The sequence below is a fragment of the Kitasatospora mediocidica KCTC 9733 genome (assembly GCF_000744225.1).
GTDB lineage: Bacteria > Actinomycetota > Actinomycetes > Streptomycetales > Streptomycetaceae > Kitasatospora > Kitasatospora mediocidica.
In genome coordinates this window covers 39702-60764 of record NZ_JQLN01000001.1, presented here as the reverse complement: position 1 = coordinate 60764, position 21063 = coordinate 39702, and the positions used below count along the sequence as shown (strand labels likewise).

24 protein-coding genes, 1 tRNA gene and 2 pseudogenes are annotated in these 21063 nt (G+C 71.3%); 17 read left to right on the top strand and 10 right to left on the bottom strand.

Going from position 1 to position 21063, the window contains the following annotated elements; all coding sequences use genetic code 11:
• Nucleotides 1-202 precede the first annotated feature (202 nt).
• Nucleotides 203-388: a hypothetical protein gene (locus BS80_RS00245; protein ID WP_035791350.1), complete on the top strand. Its 186-nt coding sequence runs from the start codon at nucleotides 203-205 to the stop codon at nucleotides 386-388.
• Here BS80_RS00245 and BS80_RS00240 read toward each other — a convergent pair.
• The 3 genes from BS80_RS00240 to BS80_RS00230 all read right to left on the bottom strand — a co-directional run bounded on the left by BS80_RS00240 (nucleotide 376) and on the right by BS80_RS00230 (nucleotide 3014).
• The gene (locus BS80_RS00240; RefSeq protein ID WP_051965512.1) at nucleotides 376-897 is read right to left on the bottom strand and encodes an SRPBCC family protein; all 522 of its coding nucleotides are present in this window, start codon (nucleotides 895-897) and stop codon (nucleotides 376-378) included. The two genes, BS80_RS00245 and BS80_RS00240, sit on opposite strands and share 13 nt — an antisense overlap.
• Before the next feature lie 151 nt (nucleotides 898-1048).
• Nucleotides 1049-2026 (bottom strand): SMP-30/gluconolactonase/LRE family protein, encoded by a 978-nt coding sequence (locus BS80_RS00235; RefSeq protein ID WP_035791348.1) that lies wholly within the window; start codon nucleotides 2024-2026, stop codon nucleotides 1049-1051.
• 88 nt (nucleotides 2027-2114) lie between these two features.
• On the bottom strand, nucleotides 2115-3014 hold the full coding sequence (locus tag BS80_RS00230; RefSeq protein ID WP_035791346.1) for a helix-turn-helix domain-containing protein: 900 nt from the start codon (nucleotides 3012-3014) through the stop codon (nucleotides 2115-2117).
• A 177-nt stretch (nucleotides 3015-3191) separates the two neighbouring features.
• Here BS80_RS00230 and BS80_RS00225 point away from each other — a divergent pair, with 177 nt between their 5' ends.
• Together BS80_RS00225 and BS80_RS40150 are read left to right on the top strand one after the other, a co-directional pair.
• Nucleotides 3192-3509 (top strand): hypothetical protein, encoded by a 318-nt coding sequence (locus BS80_RS00225; RefSeq protein WP_157535685.1) that lies wholly within the window; start codon nucleotides 3192-3194, stop codon nucleotides 3507-3509.
• Between the two features lie 67 nt (nucleotides 3510-3576).
• Nucleotides 3577-4833 (top strand): annotated as a pseudogene (locus tag BS80_RS40150) (ISKra4 family transposase); the annotation flags it as partial.
• Nucleotides 4834-5365: 532 nt separating this feature from the next.
• On the opposite strand, the gene BS80_RS00215 reads toward BS80_RS40150, so the two are convergent.
• Nucleotides 5366-5677, bottom strand: a complete 312-nt coding sequence (locus BS80_RS00215) for a hypothetical protein (protein WP_035791344.1) — start codon at nucleotides 5675-5677, stop codon at nucleotides 5366-5368.
• Nucleotides 5678-5745: 68 nt separating this feature from the next.
• Nucleotides 5746-6654, bottom strand: coding sequence for a LysR family transcriptional regulator (locus BS80_RS00210; RefSeq protein WP_035791342.1), 909 nt, complete (start codon nucleotides 6652-6654; stop codon nucleotides 5746-5748).
• An 82-nt stretch (nucleotides 6655-6736) separates the two neighbouring features.
• Between BS80_RS00210 and BS80_RS00205 the strand changes: the two genes are divergently transcribed.
• The 3 genes from BS80_RS00205 to BS80_RS00195 all read left to right on the top strand — a co-directional run bounded on the left by BS80_RS00205 (nucleotide 6737) and on the right by BS80_RS00195 (nucleotide 9183).
• Nucleotides 6737-7660, top strand: coding sequence for an EamA family transporter (locus BS80_RS00205; RefSeq protein ID WP_035791336.1), 924 nt, complete (start codon nucleotides 6737-6739; stop codon nucleotides 7658-7660).
• Nucleotides 7657-8289: an NAD(P)-dependent oxidoreductase gene (locus BS80_RS00200; protein ID WP_035791334.1), complete on the top strand. Its 633-nt coding sequence runs from the start codon at nucleotides 7657-7659 to the stop codon at nucleotides 8287-8289. The genes BS80_RS00205 and BS80_RS00200 overlap by 4 nt, the downstream gene beginning before the upstream one ends.
• 492 nt (nucleotides 8290-8781) lie before the next feature.
• Nucleotides 8782-9183 carry a VOC family protein gene (locus tag BS80_RS00195; RefSeq protein WP_035791332.1) on the top strand — a complete coding sequence of 134 codons (402 nt, stop codon included), beginning with the start codon at nucleotides 8782-8784 and terminating at the stop codon, nucleotides 9181-9183.
• A 13-nt stretch (nucleotides 9184-9196) separates the two neighbouring features.
• Here the strand turns inward: BS80_RS00195 and BS80_RS00190 are convergent, their stop codons facing one another.
• Nucleotides 9197-9592, bottom strand: coding sequence for a hypothetical protein (locus BS80_RS00190; RefSeq protein ID WP_051965506.1), 396 nt, complete (start codon nucleotides 9590-9592; stop codon nucleotides 9197-9199).
• Between the two features lie 243 nt (nucleotides 9593-9835).
• Here BS80_RS00190 and BS80_RS00185 point away from each other — a divergent pair, with 243 nt between their 5' ends.
• From BS80_RS00185 to BS80_RS43725, 6 genes and pseudogenes are all read left to right on the top strand, one after another.
• Nucleotides 9836-10099 (top strand): phage tail protein, encoded by a 264-nt coding sequence (locus BS80_RS00185; RefSeq protein WP_051965504.1) that lies wholly within the window; start codon nucleotides 9836-9838, stop codon nucleotides 10097-10099.
• Nucleotides 10100-10308: 209 nt separating this feature from the next.
• Complete coding sequence (locus tag BS80_RS38445) at nucleotides 10309-10605, top strand: hypothetical protein (protein WP_157535684.1); 297 nt, start codon at nucleotides 10309-10311, stop codon at nucleotides 10603-10605.
• Nucleotides 10606-11912: 1307 nt separating this feature from the next.
• Nucleotides 11913-12287, top strand: a pseudogene (locus BS80_RS38775) (transposase); the annotation flags it as partial.
• Between the two features lie 291 nt (nucleotides 12288-12578).
• Nucleotides 12579-12749: a hypothetical protein gene (locus tag BS80_RS40145; protein ID WP_157535683.1), complete on the top strand. Its 171-nt coding sequence runs from the start codon at nucleotides 12579-12581 to the stop codon at nucleotides 12747-12749.
• A gap of 145 nt (nucleotides 12750-12894) precedes the next feature.
• A tRNA-Gln gene (locus BS80_RS40140) sits at nucleotides 12895-12986 on the top strand.
• A 335-nt stretch (nucleotides 12987-13321) separates the two neighbouring features.
• Nucleotides 13322-13501: a hypothetical protein gene (locus BS80_RS43725; RefSeq protein WP_035791330.1), complete on the top strand. Its 180-nt coding sequence runs from the start codon at nucleotides 13322-13324 to the stop codon at nucleotides 13499-13501.
• A 429-nt stretch (nucleotides 13502-13930) separates the two neighbouring features.
• On the opposite strand, the gene BS80_RS40130 is transcribed toward BS80_RS43725, so the two are convergent.
• Both BS80_RS40130 and BS80_RS00165 read right to left on the bottom strand, forming a co-directional pair.
• Complete coding sequence (locus BS80_RS40130; RefSeq protein WP_157535682.1) at nucleotides 13931-14101, bottom strand: hypothetical protein; 171 nt, start codon at nucleotides 14099-14101, stop codon at nucleotides 13931-13933.
• Between the two features lie 299 nt (nucleotides 14102-14400).
• Nucleotides 14401-15093 carry a hypothetical protein gene (locus BS80_RS00165; protein ID WP_051965503.1) on the bottom strand — a complete coding sequence of 231 codons (693 nt, stop codon included), beginning with the start codon at nucleotides 15091-15093 and terminating at the stop codon, nucleotides 14401-14403.
• Nucleotides 15094-15198: 105 nt separating this feature from the next.
• Between BS80_RS00165 and BS80_RS00160 the strand changes: the two genes are divergently transcribed.
• The 3 genes from BS80_RS00160 (at nucleotide 15199) to BS80_RS00150 (ending at nucleotide 16492) form a co-directional block, all read left to right on the top strand.
• Nucleotides 15199-15636 (top strand): Hsp20/alpha crystallin family protein, encoded by a 438-nt coding sequence (locus BS80_RS00160; protein WP_035791328.1) that lies wholly within the window; start codon nucleotides 15199-15201, stop codon nucleotides 15634-15636.
• Between the two features lie 106 nt (nucleotides 15637-15742).
• A complete protein-coding gene (locus BS80_RS00155; protein WP_035791326.1) occupies nucleotides 15743-16039 on the top strand; it encodes an STAS domain-containing protein in 297 nt (98 codons plus the stop codon).
• A gap of 48 nt (nucleotides 16040-16087) precedes the next feature.
• Nucleotides 16088-16492 carry a DUF2267 domain-containing protein gene (locus tag BS80_RS00150; protein WP_035791324.1) on the top strand — a complete coding sequence of 135 codons (405 nt, stop codon included), beginning with the start codon at nucleotides 16088-16090 and terminating at the stop codon, nucleotides 16490-16492.
• A gap of 297 nt (nucleotides 16493-16789) precedes the next feature.
• Here BS80_RS00150 and BS80_RS00145 read toward each other — a convergent pair whose 3' ends face one another.
• Complete coding sequence (locus BS80_RS00145; protein ID WP_157535681.1) at nucleotides 16790-17323, bottom strand: hypothetical protein; 534 nt, start codon at nucleotides 17321-17323, stop codon at nucleotides 16790-16792.
• Here BS80_RS00145 and BS80_RS42230 point away from each other — a divergent pair.
• Both BS80_RS42230 and BS80_RS40125 read left to right on the top strand, forming a co-directional pair.
• Nucleotides 17316-18581 carry a hypothetical protein gene (locus tag BS80_RS42230; protein ID WP_035791320.1) on the top strand — a complete coding sequence of 422 codons (1266 nt, stop codon included), beginning with the start codon at nucleotides 17316-17318 and terminating at the stop codon, nucleotides 18579-18581. The genes BS80_RS00145 and BS80_RS42230 overlap by 8 nt on opposite strands.
• Complete coding sequence (locus BS80_RS40125) at nucleotides 18582-19133, top strand: ATP-binding protein (protein ID WP_332262144.1); 552 nt, start codon at nucleotides 18582-18584, stop codon at nucleotides 19131-19133.
• Nucleotides 19134-19221: 88 nt separating this feature from the next.
• On the opposite strand, the gene BS80_RS00130 is transcribed toward BS80_RS40125, so the two are convergent.
• Nucleotides 19222-19617 (bottom strand): hypothetical protein, encoded by a 396-nt coding sequence (locus BS80_RS00130; RefSeq protein ID WP_157535679.1) that lies wholly within the window; start codon nucleotides 19615-19617, stop codon nucleotides 19222-19224.
• Between the last annotated feature and the right edge of the window lie 1446 nt (nucleotides 19618-21063).

The window sequence follows — 21063 nt, the reverse complement described above, 5'->3', positions numbered from 1 at the left end:
GCCAGAGCCACTACTCACCTACAAAGCCATTGCGGGCATTGCGAGGAGGAGGCGGGTGCGCGTCACGGAGGTGTCCCGGAAGTTGATATGAGGGGCCGTCAGGTTCAGGAGCGCCTTGGTGTCCGCCGCGCCACCCTCACTGAAACCGGACATGACAAGCGCGTGGAGTGCTCGGCGCGGTGCCGGACTCACGCCGTGCGGCTTGGACGGGCAGACCGGTCGGCACGGCAACCAGCACACCACCCGGAAGGAGAGCTCGGCCGAGGCGCTCGCAGCGGTTCATCTCGGGGCGACGCTGGTCCAGTACTTCTCCTCGGTGCGGTCCGCCATGCCTGACCGGCTCGCTGCCAAAGGGGTGCGGGCGGTGGTGGCGGGCTACTGCGCCTGAGGGGCGGGGGAGCGGGTGTGGTCCTGCTCGGCCACCCAGCGCGCGAGACCGGCCAGCGTGGTCTCCACGCTTTCCGCCATGTGCGCGAGCAGCGATTCCAGGTCGGCGCGCGTGCTTCCCAGCACCGGGTCGAGGCGGAGGAGTTGCCAGGACTGCCGTACCAAGGTCCCGGTGCCGAGTGGCCGGAACGTCCAGGTCCACTGCACGAGGCCCTCGACGACGAAGGCGAACTCCTCACCGGGTTGGGCCCGGAGCACTTGTGAGCGGCTCGTCCACTGTTTGGCGCTGCGCTCGTTGCGGCCGCTGAACCAGGCGCCGGCCTGCGGGCCTGCTCCCTCGTCGTAGCTCACCTGGCTGGCGCTCGGACTCCAGGTGCCGATCATCGACACGTCGCTCACGAGGTCGTAGATCGTCGAGGGGGCGGCCGCGATCCATGCCGTGCGCGTGAAGTGGAAGTCCTCGGCTCGCAGGTCGTCGTCGGCGTTCTGGTCACGGACGGTGATGGTCATGGGTTCTCCTGGGGGTGGCGGTCTGGACTGGTGCCGGGGCGACGGCCGGGCGTGCGACGCGGGGCACCCCGCAGCCTCCGGCCGGGGGAGTGCCCCGGCCGGAGGCTGCGGGTGCCGGGCGCTGATCCGACGGGATCGCCCGGACGCGGCTCTAGCGGTTCAGGTGGGCCAGGAGCAGGTTGGGGTCCTTGGCGGTGACGTAGGCGGCGCTCAGCACGTAGACGGTGTCGCCGCGCAGGGCGATGGACGTGGGGTTCTGCAGACCGTCGGCCGGGGCCAGCACGATGGAGTGGCTGCCGTCGCTCTGGACGAGCGCGACCTCACTGGGTCCGTTGAGGGCGGCCAGCAGCTGGTCGCCGTGGCCGGTGAAGGTGAAGTCGTCGATCCCCGGCAGCCCGGTGGCCTCCGTCCGGACCTCGCCGGCCTGCCCGCCCGGCAGGATGGGGATGCGCAGGACGGTGCCCTTGTCGAGGTTGGTGGCCCAGAGCGCGCTGTTGTGGATCTTCAGGCCGTTGGCGCCGAGGAATCCGCCGGCGGCCAGTTCGGGCGCGGTGGACCAGGCGGTGGGGGTACCGCCACTGGTCGGCACGCTCCAGATGGTGCCGAGCACGGAGTCGGTCACGTAGAGCGTGTGGGTGGCGGCGTCCAGCGCCAGGCCGTTGGGCAGGCCGTCGGCGGGCAGCGCGGCGATCCGCTGCGGCTGGCCGCCGGGGCGCAGGCGCCACACGCCGGTCAGGTCGGCGGTGCCGGTGGCGTAGAGGAAGTACAGGGTCCCGTCGTGCGCGCGGACGATGCCGACGGTCAGTGGGAAGCCCAGGGCCGGGGTGTGGACACCCCCGTCGGCGGGCACGGGCAGCGTGGCCAGGATCCGGACGGCGCCGGCGGGGGAGACCTCGGCGATCTGGCGGCCCTCGGCGAAGGTGACGTACGCGGCGCCGCCCGGCGCCAGGGCGACGTTCTCCGGCGTCTGCCCCTTGGCCAGATCGAAGTGCACGGCGATCCGTGCCCCGCTCAGCGGAGCGCGAGCAGCCGACGCCGTTGCCGTTGCCGACGTCGGAGTGAGCACCGCGGCAGCAGCTGCGACGACAACGGCCGCCGACAGAGCGGACTTGGAGAGCTTCTTGAACATGGTTCCTTCACTGTTTTCGGGCATGCGCCAGCAACGCGCCGACGCACGGGGTTTGTGACTGATGGAGCCCGGAGGCGTCTGTGTGAGGTCAGGCAGTGGCAACCCGCGAGACCGTCCGTGCCGGATCGGCTGCGGTGGTGCCCCCGGTGACGGCCTGCGCGAGCAGGGCCAGCGCGGCCCGCGAGGGCGAACCGGCTTCGGTGGTGGCGACCACGACACTGGGGCCCGGCCCATGACTCAGCGTCTGCTGGATCACGCTCAGCGAGCCGACCAGCGGATGCCGCATCTCGTAGCCGGCCACGGTGCACGCCGTGACCCGGTGGTCGGCCCACAGCGAGGCGAACTCGGCGCTCCTCGCGCTCAGTTCCCCCAGCAGCGAGTGCAGCGCCGGGTCCTGCGGATGCTGCGCCGCCACCAAGCGCAGATTCCCCACCACCGCCCTGGCCTTGCTCGGCCAGTCCGCGTACAGGTCGCGGGTATGAGGCTCGAGGAACACCAGCCTGGCCATGTTGGGCCGCTGCGCCGGGGTGTCCGGGGCGCCGGGATCCAGGTGCCCGGCGAACAGCGCGTGGCCCAGGCGATTCCACGCCAGCACGTCACTGCGCCGACCGAGCACGATGGCGGGGACGTCGGCCAGCACGTCCAGCAACTGACCCGCCGCCTGCGTCACCCGCTCCGGCGCGGGCCGCCGACCCCGGGTGCGGGGCCGGTCCGCCCGGGCCAGGTCGTGCAGGTACCGCCGCTCGGACTCGTCCAGCCGCAGCGCCCCGCCGATCGCCTCCAGTACCTCGGGCGAGGCGCTCAACGACTGCCCCTGCTCCAGCCGCGTGTAGTAGGAGGCGCTCACCCCCGCCAGCAATGCCAGCTCCTCGCGCCGAAGCCCGGGCACACGCCGGCGCTCCCCGTAAGTGGGCATCCCGATGTCCTCGGGACGGACCTGGGAGCGTCGTGCCTGCAAGAACTCCCCGAGCTGCGATTTTCCGGTCATGGATCCGAGTATGGGTCGACTCGGCGGGCGTAACCTGCCCCAGCTGGGGATAGGCACCGGCGGGTGCCCCAGCACGCCCCGCCGTTCCTCAACTGGTCTGCCGCCCGCCGCCTCACCGGTCCTTTCGTCCTCCCTCGGAAGCTCAAGCCCTGCCAACGACATTGGGTGCGGTAGCGGGTGGCATCGGCGTATGCGGGGGCCGAGCGGCAGGTCATCGGGGTGCTGAGCGCGCCGACCCGGCAGCCCGGAATGGGGGCGGACGTGCTGCCGGCGGTCTACCGGGACATCGTGGAGGTGGTGGCGGATGGGCCGGGGCCGGTCCGCGCCAAGCAGATCGTGCCCAGGATGGGGCTGCCGGCCGAGACCGGGAAGATCGAGGGCACACGGGCGAAGCTGAAGCGGCTGGTCGAGCGGGGCTGGCTGGACGAGGACACCCCGGGACTGTTCACCCCGGCCCGCCGCCGCACGGCCGCTTCGTCCAACTCCCGTGATTAGAAGGGCTCTTCCGCCTACATTCGAAGGTGCGACCCATATCGGACGCGGGACAGGAAGAGCCCTCGGGGTGGAACAGTACGACACTCATGCCACAGCTGACCCCTTTGCCCGCTCCATCAGCGCCTTCGAGACGCTGATGGGCACGCTGCCGGGCGCCGATGCGAGCGCGTGGACCCACGCCGTGCTGGAAGAACGCCTGGAGACGGCCGGGCGGGAGCTGTTACGGCAACTGCTGCAGGACCATCTGGACCTGCGCGCCCGGCAGGAGGAAGACCTGGTCCGCGCCGGGGCCAGGCCGGTCGTGGTCGGGCCGCAGGGGCGGGTGCGGCCATGGCGGGAGAGCGGTCACGGACGCTGGCTGGCCGGCGTGTTCGGACCGGTCCGGGTCACCCGCATCGCCCACCGGGGCAAAGGCGCCTGCAATGTCCACCCGGCCGACGCCGCGCTGTCCCTGCCGGCGGGCCGGCACTCGATGGGAGTGCGGCGGCTCGCGGTCACCGAAGCCGTGCGCGGCTCGTTCGACCAGGCTCAGCACGTCATCGAGCGACGCTGCGGGAGGGTACTGGGCAAGCGCCGGCTCGAAGAGCTCGTGGTCGCAGCCGCGCTCGACGTCGACGGCTTCTACCGGGCGAGGATCCCGCTCCCGTGCAGCCGCGAGATGCCGCTGGCGGTCCAGGTGGACGGCAAGGGCGTGGTCATGCGGCCCGAGGCCCTGCGCGAGGGCACCCGCCGGGCGGCCGTGAAAGCCGCCGCGGCGGTCGGGCATCGCGGCCGGCTCGCGCCGGGCGAGAAGCCGAACCGCAAGCGGATGGCGACCGTGGCCTGCGTCTTCGACACCCGCCCGGCCCCCAGACGCCCCCACGACGTGATCCACCCGCCCGGCGGCCGCAGCCGCGAACGATCGGTCCGCCCGGGGCCCGGGGCGGAGAACAGGTGGTGCACCGCCTCCCTCATCCGCCCGCCCGAGCAGGTCATCGCCGACGCCTTCGACCAGGCCCGGGCCCGTGACCCGAAGCACCTGCGGTCCTGGGTCGTCCTGGTCGACGGGGCCCGCCACCAGCTCGACCTGATCACCGCCGAGGCCGCCCGACGCGGCGTCACGGCGCACGTCCTGCTGGACTTCGTGCACGTCGCCGAATACGTCTGGGCCGGCGCCCACGCCTTCCACAGACCAGGCACCTCCGAGGCCGAAGCCTGGGCCGCCGACCACCTGACCACGATCCTCGCAGGCCAGGCCGCCCGCACCGCCGACGGGATGACCGCCCAGGCCGACCGCGAGCACCTGACGGCCTCCCAGCGCGAGACCATCGACGCCTGCCACCGCGTGGGCTCCGCTTCGGTGGAATCGGTGCTCTTGTGGTGCGAGCCGGGTGCCGAAGCGGGGAGCCCGCCAGCCCTATGAGACGGCAGATCCGGTGCCGGTTCCCGGCTGGGCAGGGCCCCGAGCTTCCGGCGCACCGTGAGCAGGAACCGGGCCGGGCGGGCCTGCGCGGCGAATCCGCCGGCCGCCCGCGTCGTGGCCGGCATCAGCGGGAAGTCGTCCGGTCCGGCGCCGGGGGTTTGGAAGGACCGCACGTCCTCGATCCGGAGGTCGTGGGTGAACTCGTGGATCCGCCAGGGCTGTTCGGTGTGGGTTGTGCGAGGGAGCTGCATGGCCGGTGCTGTCTTTCCCGCTCGGGACGCCGCCTGCCGTCCGGGTGGGCGAGTGAGGCGGGACACCGCGTGGGCGATGCTTGCACACCGTGCGACCGCTGGGTGGACGAAGGTCTGCGGGCGCTGGCCGACGGCGGTTTGGACGCCGTTGGGGTCGAGGCGCAGCGCGCGGATGCTCACCTTGTCCGGCGACCGGTGGCTGGTCAGGCGGCGGACAGGTGCAGCTGGAAGGGCGAGCCGTTGGAGGTGGGCGTCCAGCCCTTCGATCGTGCGGCCCGAATACCTGCGGCGACTTCCCGTGGCGGGACGACCGCGCCTGGCACCATGCCGGGGTCGAGGAGGGCCGGCCTGCCGGTTTCCACGACGAGGGTGGTTCCGGGGCAGGTCGCGTCCTCCGCCACGTAGCCCAAGGTGCTGCGGTCGTAGCTGCAGCACCAGTGCTTCCTGCTCACGCGCCAGCGGTACTCGACGCCGTCGACGACGATGCGGCGGGAACCCTTTTTGGCCAGTGCCACGCTGCTGCCTCTCGGTCGGCGACTCTGCGTGTGTCTGGCGGCAGTCTCCCTGTCCGGCACCCGTGGTGTCACTCGGGTTTTCCCGGTGCCGCGTCGTGTGGAGGGTTTGCCGGGATGTCGAGTACCGCGAGGAACGCGCTCGCCGCCGGCGTGCGGCCGCGGTGGCTCCAGACGGCGTACTCGATGCGGGCCGGTGCGTCGGTGACCTCCAGGGTGATGACGCCGGAGAGTTGGGGTGCGTAGGCGCAGGGGAGCATGGCCACGCCGAGGCCCGGCCCGACGAGTCGGGCGATGTAGTCGGCGCTGGTCACTTCGAAGGCGACGTCACGGCTGAGGCCGGCGGCGGCGAAGGCCTGGTCCGACTGGATACGTCCGGCGGTCCCGGCCGGCAGGTCGACGAACACCTCGGAGGCGAGCCTGCGCAAGTTGACCGTCGGCTCGCCCGCGAGTGGATGGTCCGGCGCGACCACGGCGACGAGCCGGTCACGGGCGAGTTCGTGGGCGGCGACACCTCGGGGTCGCGCTGTGGTCGGCAGCCCGAGAAACGCCACGTCGATGGTGCCTTGCTGGACCTGCTCGACGAGTTCCTCGCTCGCGCCCACCCGCAGGCTGATCCGCACGTGCGGGTACTGCTCGCGGAAGTCGCGCAGCGCGCCCGGGACATCGACCGCGGCGACCGTGGGGATCAGGCCCACCGCGAGCCGTCCGCGGACCTCTCCGACCGCCGCGGCGACCTCGGCGGCCGCCCGCTCGGCGGCATCCAGACACTGGCGGGCGGCGGGGAGGAAGGCTTCACCGGCCGGCGTCAGCCGCACCCGGCGGCTGGTGCGCTCGAAGAGCCTGGCGCCGAGTTCCCGCTCCAGGCGCGCGATCTGGTGACTCAAGGCGGACTGGACCACCAGACACCGTTCGGCGGCCCGGGTGAAGCTGTTCGTCTCGGCGACGGCGAGAACGTAGCGCATCTGCTGAAGCTCCATGGAGATCCATCTTAAAAAGAGATCGATGAAGTGACAAGCATGTGTTGGACTCATCGATCGCTGCCAGGTGAGACTTCGAGGCATGACCAGAGGAAACCTGCCACGCACCGCCCTGACGGCGCTCGCTCCCTTGGTGTGGGGCACGACCTATGTCGTCACCACCCAGCTTCTCCCGCAGGGACACCCCCTCTTCGCAGGGCTCCTGCGGGCGTTGCCCGCCGGCCTGATCGCGCTGGCGATCACCCGGACGCTGCCGTGTGGAGCCTGGTGGGGGAAGGCCGCGACGCTCGGCGTGCTGAACATCGGACTCTTCCTCCCGCTGCTCTTCACCGCGGCCGAACGTCTGCCGGGAGGCGTGGCCGCAACCCTGGCGGCGGCCCAGCCGCTCCTCGTCGTCGTGCTGGCCGTCCCCGTGCTTCACGAGCGCCTGTCCGCCCGGCGTCTCTTCTGGGGCGTCACAGGCGTCGCCGGCGTCGGCCTGGTGGTGATCGGGCCGAATGCGGCCCTCGACACCGTCGGGATCGCGGCCGGCCTGGCCGGCGCGGCCACGATGGCCCTGGGCGTGACGCTCACCAAGCGCTGGGGACGCCCTACCGGGGTCAGTCCCATGGCCTTCACCGGCTGGCAGCTCACCGCAGGAGGTCTCTTCCTGCTGCCCGTCACCTTGCTTGCCGAGGGACCACCTCCCGCGATCCAGCCGACCGCCGTCCTCGGCTACCTCTGGCTGGGCTTGGTCGGTGGTCTGATCACCTACATCCTCTGGTTCCAGGGCATCACCAGCCTGCCGGTCACCTCGGTCGCCGTACTCGGCCTGCTCTCGCCGCTGGTCGCCGCGGTGCTCGGCGCCGTGGTACTCGGCCAGACACTCGGCCCGATCCAGCTCGTGGGGTTCGGGCTCGCACTGGCCGCGATCGTCGCGGGACAGCTCCCTTCGCCCACCCCTGCCGCACCCGCACCCTCGCCCGCACCCGCACCCGCACCCGCACCGGATAGGACACCTCGATGAAGATCGCCGTCATAGGAGCCGCAGGCATGGTCGGCTCACGCGTCGTCAACGAAGCCGCCACCAGGGGCCATGACCTCCTCGCGATATTCCGGCGCGGGCGGCCGACCACCCTGCCACCGGCAGTGACCGCCGTCGAGGGCGACGCGGACGATCCCGCCCGCCTGAGCGATCTGTTCACCGGCGTCGATGTGATCGTGACCGCCACCCGTCCCGCCCCTGGGCACGAGCGCACCGTCGCCGCGACGACGACGATGCTGCTCGACGCGGCCGCAACGGCCCAAACGCGCATCCTGGTTGTCGGCGGCGCCGCTCCCCTGCAGCTCCCGGGACGCCCCGACCTGCTCGTCCTCGACAGCCCGGAGTACGTGCCGCAGGAATGGCGCACCGTCGCCGCCGCCAGCGCCGCACAACTGGACGCCTGCCGAGCACACCCGGCCGACTGGGTCTATCTCAGCCCACCCGCCGTCCTCGAACCCGGACCTCGCACCGGAATCTACCGACGCGGCACCACCACCCTCCTCACCAGCGCCGACGGCGCGTCCCGCATCTCGGCTGAGGACCTCGCCGTGGCCGTGCTGGACGAACTCGAGGACCCACGCGAGGACCGGCACTTCACCGTCGGTTACTAGAAGCTCGGGTGTCGATGACTGGTCGTCGACCGTTCGGGACAGGAGGCGAGTGCCCGGTGACTGCGAGTGCATATCGAACACTCGTGGCCTTCGGGTTGCCACCCTTCAGCACCAGCTCCGCGACACACCGCCCGGGCGCCGGCCTTGACCGTCACCATCGCGCTTCGGAGCCGGCCGCCGTCTGGGGCGTCCCTTCCCCGCTGCGCTGCGCTGCGCTGCGCCCGCCGTGCGACGTAGGTGGTCATGCCAACTGCCGGGAAGCCCGGGGGAGCCGCCCGATCGGCATGTCCCCGGCGCCACCTTGCTGCTGGTCACCGCCGCAGGTGGCGGCGGCGGAAGCACACGGTTGGCGCGGGGGTCCGAGGCCGCGCAGTAGCACAGCCTCGACCGCAGTGTTCGAAGTGCTGTTATCGCTCCGATCTTGAGGGTTGCCGTCGAACGGGAGTCTTCCGTTTCCCGCCTCGGGGGGTAGATGGCTGGCAGGATTACCTGATGCTAAGAATCTTGGGTTTCATCATCGACTGCCCGGATCCGATGAAGCTGGCAGCCTTCTACTCCGAGGTGACAGGCCGCGCCATCATGGAGGGAAGCAACGACAGCTGGGCCGGCGTTACCTTCGGTGAGGTCGACCTGGCCTTCCAGCTAGTGGAGAACTACCGCCCTCCAACCTGGCCCGACGACGAACACCCCAAGCAGTACCACCTCGACTTCGAAGTGGACGAAATCGAGCCCGAACAGCGCCGCGTCGTCAAACTCGGCGCGAAACTGCAGAAGGACTTCATCGACCCCGAGGGCTACGGCTGGCAGGTCTACACCGACCCGGCCGGTCATCCCTTCTGCTTGTGCCGGCACAAAGGGGTCGCTTGGACCGACGATGGGCTGGTGTGGTCCTAAGTGAGCTTGTGCTTTATCCTCCTTTGCCGTCATGCGGCGACAGGGGGATGCTGTAGGCGGCGTCAAGCCTGTTGATGATCTTCCGGAGTTCGCGGGCGCCCCGAAGTGACATCGCGTTCATCACCTTGTCGAGGAGGGCGCGCGCCTCCAAGGGGTTGCCGCAGCAGTACCAGTGCACGTTGCCCCACTCGTAGTCGTGCCACTGCTGCCGCTTGGAGCGGCGAACGTAGTCCCGCCACAGGCGCACAGCGACGGTGACATCCCCTGGTTGCAGGTAGTTCCGGGTGCGTTCGAGGCGGGCTACCTCGGAGAGTGCCCGTGAGGAGACACCGTCGATCGCGGGTCTCGAAGCCTGTGTCCGGTGCAGGGGGAAGCTGGCCCGGACGTCCGTCGGCCGTCTACGCGGCATGGACCTTTCGGTTCGTCATCACGCGGCCCATGGTGTCGCGATCACGCGCGCTTCTCGAACGAGTTCACTCATCCGGGAGTTCGCCGGACGCGGACACGGCCCTCGTCTGACCATGTGCTCCGACCAAGGATGCACCTGAACTCGACGAAGGCCGTGGGGGATGAGTCTGCTGTACTGGGATGTCCAGCGGGAGCTGTTCGCTGAAGCGTCACACTTCCGGGAGGACTTCTACGGATGCCTTCCGTGATCACGCTCGCGGACGGTGCTCTCCAGGACCAGCCCGGGCTCGCCGCGTGGCTGGACCCCGCTGATGACTCTCGCATCGGCAAGCGCGACATTTCGATCAGCCTCACCGACGACGCCGGCACTGCTCTGTTCCTCACCTGGAGCGTTCGCAACGCGTTCCCGACCAAGCTCGCTGCCCCCGACTTCGATGCCAGCAGCAACGAAGTCGCCATCGAGGAGGTCTCGCTGTCGGCAGGTCGTTTCTCCCTCGGATGGCACTGAGGGGCTGCCCCAGGACCTGGCGGCACCGCAACGACTGACGCCGCTGGTCCGGGGCAACGCCACTCGCCGGTAGAACCCACAGTCTGCCGCAAGGGGTGAGGCCCGCTGCCGGGGCGGGCCCCACCCCTTGGCATGCCTTCACCATGTCCTGCCCCGAACCGTTTCGGGTGGCACCGGTGACTGTTGTTGCAAGGGGTCGTTGCGCCTCCGTGATGGTGGCCACGGACGACTCGCCATGCCGGCAGGTCCACCGGTTCAACCTTGCCCGGTCTTTCGGTGAGCTTGCCGTGCTGTTGTCCGGGTTCGCGCTGGATCTGAGCTCCTGGGCGAAGGCCCGGGGCGTTCGAGACGGCCAACGGTTTCTGCTCGGCCCGGACGGACGGACGGACCTGCGGGTAAACGCCTGCCTCGGGTCGGCGAAGTGGCGCAACCTCAAGGAACGCTCGCAGCGGGACGACACCTATTCGGTCGGGGTGTGGCTGAATCTCCTGCTCGTCCTGGCGTGAACCGGTGGGACGCGACCGAGGACGACGCGGAGGAGTTCCTGTTCTGGCGCGTCACCGACCCCGAGAACGATGAATCGGTGCAGACCAGCTCGTTCTCCCGGGGCCTGGCGGCGTTGAAGAAGTTCTACACGTGGATGCGCCGCTACGGCATCGCCAACCCGTTCGATGACTTCGACGCCCCGAGGGCGGTGCGCTCGGCTGACGTGAAGTGGCTCGACCCGGGCGGCTACCGGCGCCGGCTCGACCTGGGCATCCGAGGGATGGACCTGTCGGGGCGGCCGGACCTGTGGTGGCGCGGACGCAACGACCGGCGCGACGAAGCGTTCTGTGACGGCCTGTACGGCAACGGGCTGCGGGTCTCGGGGTGGGCGAGCGTGGTGCTGCCGGAGCTGCCGGAGCTGCCGGAGCTGCCCGCCTACGGCCGGCGTCGCGGCTACGTCACCGGCCGACTGGCGGACGCCTGCGCCAAGGGTGGCTACGGGCATCCGTCCTGGACGCCGCGCTCGGCGATGAAGGGCGTGCGGTCCTGCGTGGAGGGCCCGCGCGGCTGCGGTCCGCCGGGCCCAAGCGGCCGGCCGCTACGAGAAGCCCGACGGGCGGCGGCTGGTCCTCGCACTTCACGGCACCAAGGCGGTCACCGTTCAGGGGGTGCGCGGCGGCGCCGAGAAGAAGCTCTGGAACGAGGTCGGCCCCAGGAACCGGCTTCGCCTGTTCCGCCGCACCGAAGAGGGCTTGGAGCCGGTGACGCTCTGGCTGAACGAGGACGACCTGCCGCGCGACGGGAGGGGCTGGGAGCATACCTTCGACACCGCGAACGAGCGGTTCCAGGCACTGGGCCCGGAGAACTCACCTGCACCGTCCACATGCTCCGGCACTCTCCGGCCCTGAAGTGGTACACGGTCGGGAAGCTGCTGCTCGCCGCGCGGCTGGGTCATCCGACGGACGGTGAGCGGCGCGACTTCCGTGAGCAGTTCGGTGTCAGCTGGCACCTGGTGCAGACGATGCTTGGCCACAGCGCGGTCGAGCCGACGAAGGACGTCTACCTGGAGCCCTTTCGAAGCCTGGACGTGGAGGTGTTGCTCGCACACGCGGACGGCTTCCCGGTCGAGGCCTTCATGGCCGAGGTGTTCACCGGTCACCCGCGGGTTTTACCGATCCGCTGGCGGCGGCCAGGTGAGCGGAGGCGGGCGCCGCGCGTCACTTCCCACCGGCGGGCGCGGGAGCCGGCACGGACTGCTGGACGGCGCCGGCGGCCGGGTGGCATTGCGCTGCTACCGGCAGGACGGCAAGGCATTCCGGGACCTCGGCTTGACCTGACGCTGACGTCTGGGCACCGGCGCGGGCACGGTGCGCTCTGCGACGGATTGAACCGTGGCCGGATCGAAGTGGACCGACTTTGCGCCGAGTTGTCCGGCCTGCCTCTTCCCGGAGCGGCCGACGGACGGATCGTGCTCGCGGTGGACGTCAGCCCGTGGCTGCGCTCGGACGCGCCGACCAGCGCCGAGCGGCTCTTCTGCCACGTCTGCGGGCGTGCGAAGAGCACATCGCAGTTCATCCCGGGCCGGCCGTACTCCTTCGTGGCCGCGCTGGAGTCCGGCCGCACCTCGTGGACGGCGGTGCTCGATGCGGTCGTCCCGGCCCGCAGGACGACGCCACCGGGGGTGAGCGCCAACCAGCTCCGCGACACACCGCCCAGGCGCCGGCCTTGACCGTCACCATCGCGCTTCGGAGCCGGCCGCCGTCCGGGGCGTCCCTTCCCCGCTGCGCTGCGCCCGCCGTGCGCCGTAGGTGGTCATGCCAACTGCGCGGGAAACCCGGGGGAGCCGCCCGATCGGCATGTCCCCGGCGCCACCTTGCTGCTGGTCACCGCCGAAGGTGGCGGCGGCGGAAGCACACGGTTGGCGCGGGGGTCCGAGGCCGCGCAGTAGCACAGCCTCGACCGCAGTGTTCGAAGTGCTGTTATCGCTCCGATCTTGAGGGTTGCCGTCGAACGGGAGTCTTCCGTTTCCCGCCTCGGGCACGTCGAAGGACCGCTGCGCACCGCGGTACCGCAGGTCCAGGTCGTGGTGCGCCGCGATGAGGAGGGCCGGGAGAGGGTGAAGGTGCTGTTGGGTGGTGTCGAACAGGACCTGCTCGACGCCTGACGGGCCACTGGGCCGGTGACCGCTGTGCGCGCTACCGCTCCTGTTTCGGGAGCGGTATCAGCGTCCGATCAGTGAGCGGTCAGGGCGGTGGCGGATAGTCATGGGTGTGAGGACGGGCCCGGGAGTTCGGGGTCCGGCCGAGCTGGGAGAGGTGCCCGGAGTGGTTGATCGGGGGCCGGGGCTCTGGTCCCGGTCGGGTCCTTGAGGCCCACGCAGGTTCGAATCCTGCCTTCTCCGCCGGTGATGAGGATCCGCGGCGGGTCGGTCGGAGTCGTCGGGGTTGCTGGAGCTGGTGTCCTTGATGCCGAGGACGGCTTCGGCGGTGGTCCAGTCGGTGGCGATGGCCTGCTGGGTGGCGGCGAGGTGACGGTGCCCTTGCAGAGGGCGGTGTGCAGGTGGGTCTCCACCGCGTCCTTGGGATTGTTGGGGCCCTTGCCGGGCTGGTGCCCGGGGGGAGGGCGGCTCCACTCACACGTTCCGCGGATCGGTTGGGGTCGCCGCCGAGCTGCAGGCTGATCAGGTGGTCGTGCTCGGCGTCGCCCATCGGCCCGGTGTAGCTGTGGGAGGCGGCGTTGGCGGTCTTCTCCTTGTTCGTGATGTTCGTGATGTTCGTGGTCGGCCGGACGGTGGAGGTGTGGCCGCCCGGCCGGCTGACGGTGCTCGCCGGATTGGCCGGGGTGACGGCGGGGCTGCTCGCGCCGGGGGTGCTCGCGGGGGCGGGCAGGGGCTGCCCGGCGGGGGTGTGGCGGTAGTGACAGCTGCCCGGGCCGGGCTGGGGCTGCGCGGTGTACGTGCTCTGCGGGCCGGCACCGACGGGCACCGCCCCTGCGGGTGAGGCCGGCGGTGCGGCGCGCTGCGACGGGCCGGGGTGTCCACTGGCCGTGGGGCCGCACGCGGCCGCGAGTAGGACGGCGGTGGCGGCCAGGACGACGCTGGCCGGGTGCTGCACGGGATTCCTCCGACGGCTGAGGTGACGGCCCGCCAGGTGCCGGGTGCCGCACCGAGTGTCCCGGATCCCGCAGTGACGGTGCGCCCCGTCCGACTGGGCCTCGGGTCGGCGCACGCACCGGAGATAGGGCCGACCGCACGTCCCGTCCGCACACACCAGGACAGTTGCTGCCGACGCTGGGCCGTCGCCTGAGCGAGCGGCGACGGCCCCGGACGGGCAGTGACCGCGGCGGTCAGTTCCAGCCGCTGTCCGTGCTGCGGCCCCAGCCGGATGCGCTCGTCGAGGTGAAGCCACCCCAGGTGATGTCGCTGACACCGCCCCAGACGGTGTCGTTCGTCAGGCCGCCCCACGTGCTGTCGTTCAACCCGACGGTGTCGGCGCTGGTGGGTGTCCTGTTCGGCATGGATCCTCCTGGGGAGATCGGCATCATGCGCTCACTGCCTCCTGGGGAGATCGACATTGTGCGCTCACTGGAGAGCGGCGGGCCGATGCCGTCACCCCTTTTGCTGTGTGCTGTCCGGGTTCGCTGTGTGCTGTCCGGGCCGGGGTGTGCGAGGCGGGCGAGGTGGTGGCGCAGGGTGTCGAGCTGGGTCAGGCAGGAGTCGATGGAGGTGACGGCCTCATCGGTCTCGGCCTGCACGCGCCCGGGCTTCGGTGAGCCGGTCCTGGATGTGGTGCCAGCGGTCGTGGTCGGGGGTCGGGTCAGGCGCGTCGGCGGTTGCTGTCATGGCGGAGCTGGTCGGTGTGGCGGGCGAGGTCGTCGAGGCGGGTGGCGAGGTCGCCGTGGGCGGTGGGGAGGTGGGGGCGGATGTCGGTCAGGGGGGTGAGGAGGTCGGCGGTGTCGGCGGCGGCGAGGGCGGCGTGCAGGGCGTTCTGGGCCGGGCGGGCTTGGGGGGCGAGGTCGGTGAGGGCGGAGATCTGGGCGGCGAGGATGCGCAGGTCGGCGGCGTTGGTGCGGGCCCAGGCGGTGACGGTGCGTTCGGCGGCGCGGCGGTCGCGGACGGCCTTGACGCGTTCGGCGCCTGTCGTGGTGGCCTGCGGGGTGCTGGGGGCGGGGCGCAGGCGCTGGTAGCGGTTCTCGGCGGCTTGGCGGCTGGCGACGCCCATGGGTTGGGCGAGGTCGGCCCAGGTGGCGCCGGTGGCGCGGGCGCTCTCCACCAGGCCTGCTTCCCAGCCGGCGAGTTCGGTGCGCAGTTCGCGCAGCAGCATCAGGGCGGCCAGGGCCGGTCCGGGTCCGTCGGCCGTGTGGGGGTCGGTCGGGTGTGAGGGGTCGGGGGTCTGGGCGGTGCGGACGGCGTCGTCGATGGCGGCCAGGGCCGCGGCGGCGGCGAGGAAGGAGACCGGCTCGGCGGGCACGGCGGCGCCGGTGTGGGGTGGTGCGGGTGTCTCTGGCATCAGTGTCACTCTCTGGGCGACTCATGGAGTTGTCATCGGATGGATGACATGTTAGAACGGATTCAGACCCAGCGCACTGGCACCATCAACTGGAGGTGTTTCGCGATGCTGATGCGCACTGACCCGTTCCGCGAGCTGGACCGTCTGACCCAGCAGTTCCTCGGCTCCACCGGTACCTGGTCGCGTCCGGCCCCGATGCCGCTGGACGCCTACCGCGCCGGTGACGAGTACGTGATCTGCTTCGATCTGCCCGGGGTGGACCCGCAGGCGATCGAGATCGACGTCGAGCGGAACATGCTGACCGTCAAGGCCGAACGCCGCCCGCGTCACGAGGGCGAGGGCGTGAAGTGGGAGCTGTCCGAGCGCCCGCTGGGCGTCTTCTCGCGCCAGGTCATGCTCTCGGACACCCTGGACCCCGAGGGGATCAGCGCCGACTACGACGCCGGCGTGCTGACCCTGAAGATCCCGGTCGCGGAGAGGGCCAAGCCCCGCAAGATCGCGATCAGCCACAGCGGCGAAGACCGCAAGCAGATCCGGGCCTGACCCACGCCCAAGCCGTTCCGCGCCGCCCCACACCTCTCCCCGGGGCGGCACGGAACACCCCTCAAGCCGACCACGCGGCGCAGGCCGGCAGACGGCGAGGGACACCATGCTCCAGCGCACTTCCACACCCACCGTCGTGGTGCGGGCGAACGGCGAGATCGATCTCGACGCCGCTCCTGCCCTGCGGCGTGTCCTGTCCAAGGCGCTGCGGGGGCACCACGAGGTCGTGCTCGACTTGTCACCGGTGACGTTCATGGACTGCGCGGGCCTGAGGGTCCTCGTCTCAGCCCGCGACCAGGCCGACCGGACCGGCCGTCGGCTGGTCCTGCGCGGTGCCGGCCCCCAGGTGACCCGGCTGCTGAAACTGACGCGCCTCGAGCGGCACCTGCCCCTCGAGTCCTGACCGGCGGGCCGGGGCCCGCCCGAGCGAGCGAGAGAAAGGGAGAGCGCGGTGACTGTGCGATGGGAGGCGTTCCTGGACGCGGTCCAGGAACGCGGCGACTACGACACACCCCACGAGGCCGAGCGGGTCACCCGCGTCGTGCTGGCGCTGCTGGGCGCCCACCTGGTCGGCGACGTTCGCGCCCAGCTCGCGGCCCGGCTGCCCGAGACCCTCGCCCTGATCCTCCTCAACCCCCTGCAGGCCGCCGAACCGCTCAGCCCCGAGAGGTTCGTGCGCGCCACCGCCGCGTGGATAGAGGGAGCCACCGAGACCACCGCCCTGTGGGACATCGGCGCCGTCCTGTCCACCGCGGCCGACGCCGTCGGCGAGGACCTCACCCAACGCGTCCTGCTCCAGCTCCCACCCGGCTACGGCCACCTCTTCGGCCGGCCCGAGCCCGGCCACCGACCCTGAACCCGCCTCAGCGCCCCGCCCCCGCCCCGCCTCAGCGCCCCGCCCCGCACAGCAGGCGGGGCGCCCCCCGCACGCCCGGGGAGATCCTGGACGCGGTCCTGGCGACCGCGCCCGGCACGGAGCGGATCTACATCACCGCCGGCGCCCCTGGCACGACGGCGCCGAGCGCTACTCCACGCTCAAAGACGCGGTCGCCGCGTGGCTCAACACGCCGTCGGAACGCTGGACGACTGCTGTCGGCTCGGGCCGGGACACGTTGGCCGGGCACTTCGTCCACCAGCGCCAGCCGGTCGGCCGCTACGCCCCGGCAGCCGCGCCGGACAGCGGCACGACCGAGATCCGGTCCGTGGGGGAGCGGTTCGATGCGGACGGCGCCGACGTCGTGACCTGCCGCCAGGCGTTCACCCTGCTGTGGCAGACGCTGCGCCGCCACTGGGAGGACACGGTGCTGATGGGCCCGCTGTCGCAGACCGGCCGGGACCTGACGTGGCAGCGGCAGGCCCCGTCGTTACCGACGAGGACCTGCGCGAGCTGCTCAACCTGCCCGCGATCGCGGACCTCCGCTCGCAGCCCTCCAACGAGGAACTGCTGTGCCTGGCCCTCCAGATCGCGGTACTGCGCGCCATCGCGGACCTGGAGCCGCGCCGCGTCATCACCTTCCACTCCCGGGTCACGGCGGCGCGGGAGCTCGCCGCGACCAGGGCGGCCACGGCCGAGCTGCTCCGCCCCACCGTGCCGCGGCTCCGCCGCCGTGCTGACCGTTACCGCGTCACCCCGCCGACCGTCACTGAGCCGCTTGCCGCCGCGCGCGGAAAGGATCCTGGTGAACACCCCCACCCTCGATGGCGCTGCTGGCGACGCGCCGGTGCCGGCCGGGGCCGAACCCGTCCTGGACGCCGTGTCGTTGAAGGTCCTGCGCGCTCCCGCCGTGCACCGTCTGCTCGCCCTGCGCGCCGAGGGCGATCTCACCCGTGCGCACGTCCACACCACGGCGCAGTGCCTGGCGGTCTCCGACCGCACGGTGTGGCGATGGCTGGCCGATGCCACCGCCACACCCGCCACCGCCGACGAGCCCGGAGCGCGCCACCCCGACCGGTTCGAAATCACCCCGCAGCTGCGGGTGCTGCTGGCGTACTGGCGCGGCAATGCCTCCGCGGTCCACCGCGAACTCCTCGCCCGAGCCCGCGCAGCCGCCGCCTGCGGCTCCGCGCCCGGACAGGCCGTCCCACCCTCCCTGCTGCCCCAGCCCCACCCTCCGGCGGGCGGCGCTCCACCGGCCGCCGGCCCCGTGCTCGACCCGGTGCCGTCGCCGTCGACACTCCTGCGCGCGGTGCGCGACCTGACCGCGGGGGAGCGGGCCGGCTACCGCAAGGGCCCCGAGGCGGCCCGCGCGCTGGACGTGTTCGGCAAACGCCCCCGCACCTGGCGCAACCACACCTGGGAGGGCGACCACGTCCAGGCCCGCTACGCGTCATCGCCGGCCGCCCCGACCGCCTCCAAGAGGCGCGACTACCTCGCCGACTGGATGACCGGACAGGTCGGCCGCGAGGTCAGGGTCCGGTTCATGCCCCACCACACCCACGAGATCGAAATCTGCGACCCCGCCGGCCACCGCCTGGGCACCGCCCGCCTGGCCGACCAAGCCACCCCCGAACAACTCACCGCGCTGCGCCGCGCCCGCACCCAGCGCGTACAGCGCCTGCGGGCCGAAGCCAAGGCCGCCGAGCACTTGCGCCAGGAACGTTTCGCCCCGGCCACCGCCCCGACCGCTCCACACCTTCTGGACGCCGTCACCGCCGCCGAAGCGACCCGGGAACTGTCCCGCCACCACGAGAGCCGCCCCCCGGCCCACCCCGCCGACCGACCGCCAGGACACCCCATGAACCGCCGCCTGCCGCCTGCACCCACCGACCAGTACGTCACCCTGCCCGAGGCCCGCCTCGTGGCCACCCGAGCGCTGCTCACCGTGCGGGAGAACCTCGCCGACACCATTACCGCCCGCGCCATGAGGTGCATCCACGGCGGCGCCGGCTTCGGCAGGACCGTCGCGGTGACCAACTGCCTGCGCGAGCTCGAACCCGGCGAGTAGATCCACCGCATCACCTTCCACGCCCGCCCCACCACCCGCGCCGTGCGCCACGAGCTGTTCACCAGCCTCGGCCTGCCGGGGCAGCCCCCGCGCTACGCCGGCGAGTTCGACCACCTCCTCAAGACCGCCCTCGCCGCCCGCCCCCTGGTCCTGGACGAAGCCCAATGGCTCTCCGGCGACCAACTGGAGTACGTCCGCTACCTCTGGGACGACCCCTACACCCAGCTCGCCGTCGTCTTCGTGGGCGGCGAAGGCTGCTACCAGACCCTGCGCAAAGAGCCGATGCTCTCCTCCAGGATCTTCATCTGGCAGCGCCTTGGCCGGCTCACCCCCGAGGAGGTTCTGGACGTCATCCCGCTCTACCACCCGATCTGGGCCGATGTCGATCCCGCCGACATCGCCTTCGCCGACCAGCACGCCGCCCACGGCAACTTCCGTAACTGGGCACGCCTGACCGCCCGTACCCACACCGCCCTCCAGCGCATCGGCCGCACCCGCGTCGACCGGGAAGTACTGCGATGGGCCTTCAGCCGTCTTGCCACGACCGGCTGAGGATCGAACGGGGGCCCGACCTCCCACCTGGTGGGAGGTCGGGGTGCGCCGACGGTTGGCGCCGGCCGTCAAGCTCTGCGGAGACCTGTCAGACGGTCAGCACGTCGAGGTTGCAGACGCTGCAGTGGTGCCCGCCTCCGCAGGGGCGGAACCCGTGGCCGAGGGCTTCCAGTTCTTCCGCGGTGATGGGCTGGCACCGGTCGTCGTCGCTGACCGGGGCTTCGGGGGTGTGGCGGCGGCACAGCAGATGGACGCGGTCCTGCGAGAGGTGCGCCACGACCTGGTCCCGCCCGGTCTGTGCCAGCACGAGGATGGTGTCCGGGTCCTCGGGGTCCGGGGCGGGGAGCGGGGGGATGCGGTCGACGGCGTTGCCGATCGCCTTGGCGCAGGAAGCGCACAGGACGGGCTGGAAGTACCCATGGCCGCTCACGTCGGCCAGGTGCAGCCCCCACTCGTCGAAGCCCATGCCCTTGCAGCACGCCATGCAGCGCACGCCGTTGGCCGCTTCGACGGCGATGAGGGTCGAGCCGGTCAGGACGACGCCGGAGTTGATCTCCGGCTCGTGCTACTTGGTCTCGCGCATCCGGTTGAGCGCTTCGTGGTAGCCGATGCCCTCAGCGTGCCGCAGCTCCCTGGCTCGCTGCTGGTCGGTGTTGCGCCTGGTCACGATCGTCTCCTTCGAGACCGGCTCTCTGTGCCCACGCCATCGGCCGGTGAAGAAGAGGACCCGACGGTTCGTCAGGTCTGGATCCCGTAGGACCTTCTCCCGGGATTCGCGCGGCGTGGGCGCACGACAGCGGGATGGGTGTTCAGCTTCGCCGACGCACCAGGCTATCTGAAAGCGGTGACAAGGTCGGGTGTGACCTGTTGGTGTTGTGGGGGTGTTTTGGCTTCGCACGCGGTGTTGTCTGGACCTTTGGTTGGACCTGTTGGAGGTAGTGGCGCCGGGGTGGGTGGTCGGCGGGGCGCGGTGACTGTGTGTGGTGGTGGGTGGGGTTAGGGGTGGGGTGGGGCCGGTCGGGGGTCGGTGGGGTGTTGCGGGCGGGTCTTCGGGGGTGAATTCTGCCGGGTATTCCGTTCGGTTGTTTTGGTGGATCGGTTGCTGGTGGTGGTGTGAATTCGGGTCGGAATTGTGGTGGCCGGGGGTGGTGGCGGGGCCGGTGTTCGGTTTGGCGGGGTCGGGCTGGGCGCTTCTTGGTGGTCGCCGTCGGGCGGCTGCGGTCCGGGGTGGCCGGGCGCTGGCGCCGCCGTCCGGGCCGTGCCGCCGTCCCTGGTACTGCGCCCCGTCCTGGTCGTGTTGGCCGCCGTCCTGGCTGCCGTGCGGTGCTGCGGTGCTGCGCCGCTGCCCCGGGGCGCTGGTCGCCGCCCGGTCGGTCGCCGTCGGGTCCTGCCGTGGTGGTGCTGGGTGGCCGTCAGGCCGCCCTGGAGGTTGCTGTGGTGGCTCTGCTGGTGGTCCGGGGAGGCTGCTGATGACGATCCCTGAAAACGGCTCTGACCGTGATTCCGTGAACGACTGGAGAGGGATACTGCGGATCTGTCGACGGCCAGCCGCATTGAGATCGTGTACTGGTTGACTGTGCGTCGTGACTGAGCTGATCGAGATACCGGATGCAGAGGGCAACTGGGAGCCCGCGACAGAACTCCAGGCACGTGGGCGCAATCCGGCGTGGCAGGCATCGATGTTCCAGAGCGCGGCCTGGCCGTTGAGTTCGCTGGCCTTGCTCTCGGTGGACTTGGACGCGGTGGCCCGGCGGCTGAGGCTGACCATCGAGACCTCGTGGGACGGGCACGGCAGCGTTCGGGCGGCGTTCTTCGTGCTGGACGGAACGGACTTCGTCGTTACCACCACGAGGGCGACGCTCCGGGAACCCACGTCTGGACCCGGAAGGGCGGACCCGTCGATCCGGCCACGCGTACAGGCAGCCTCCTC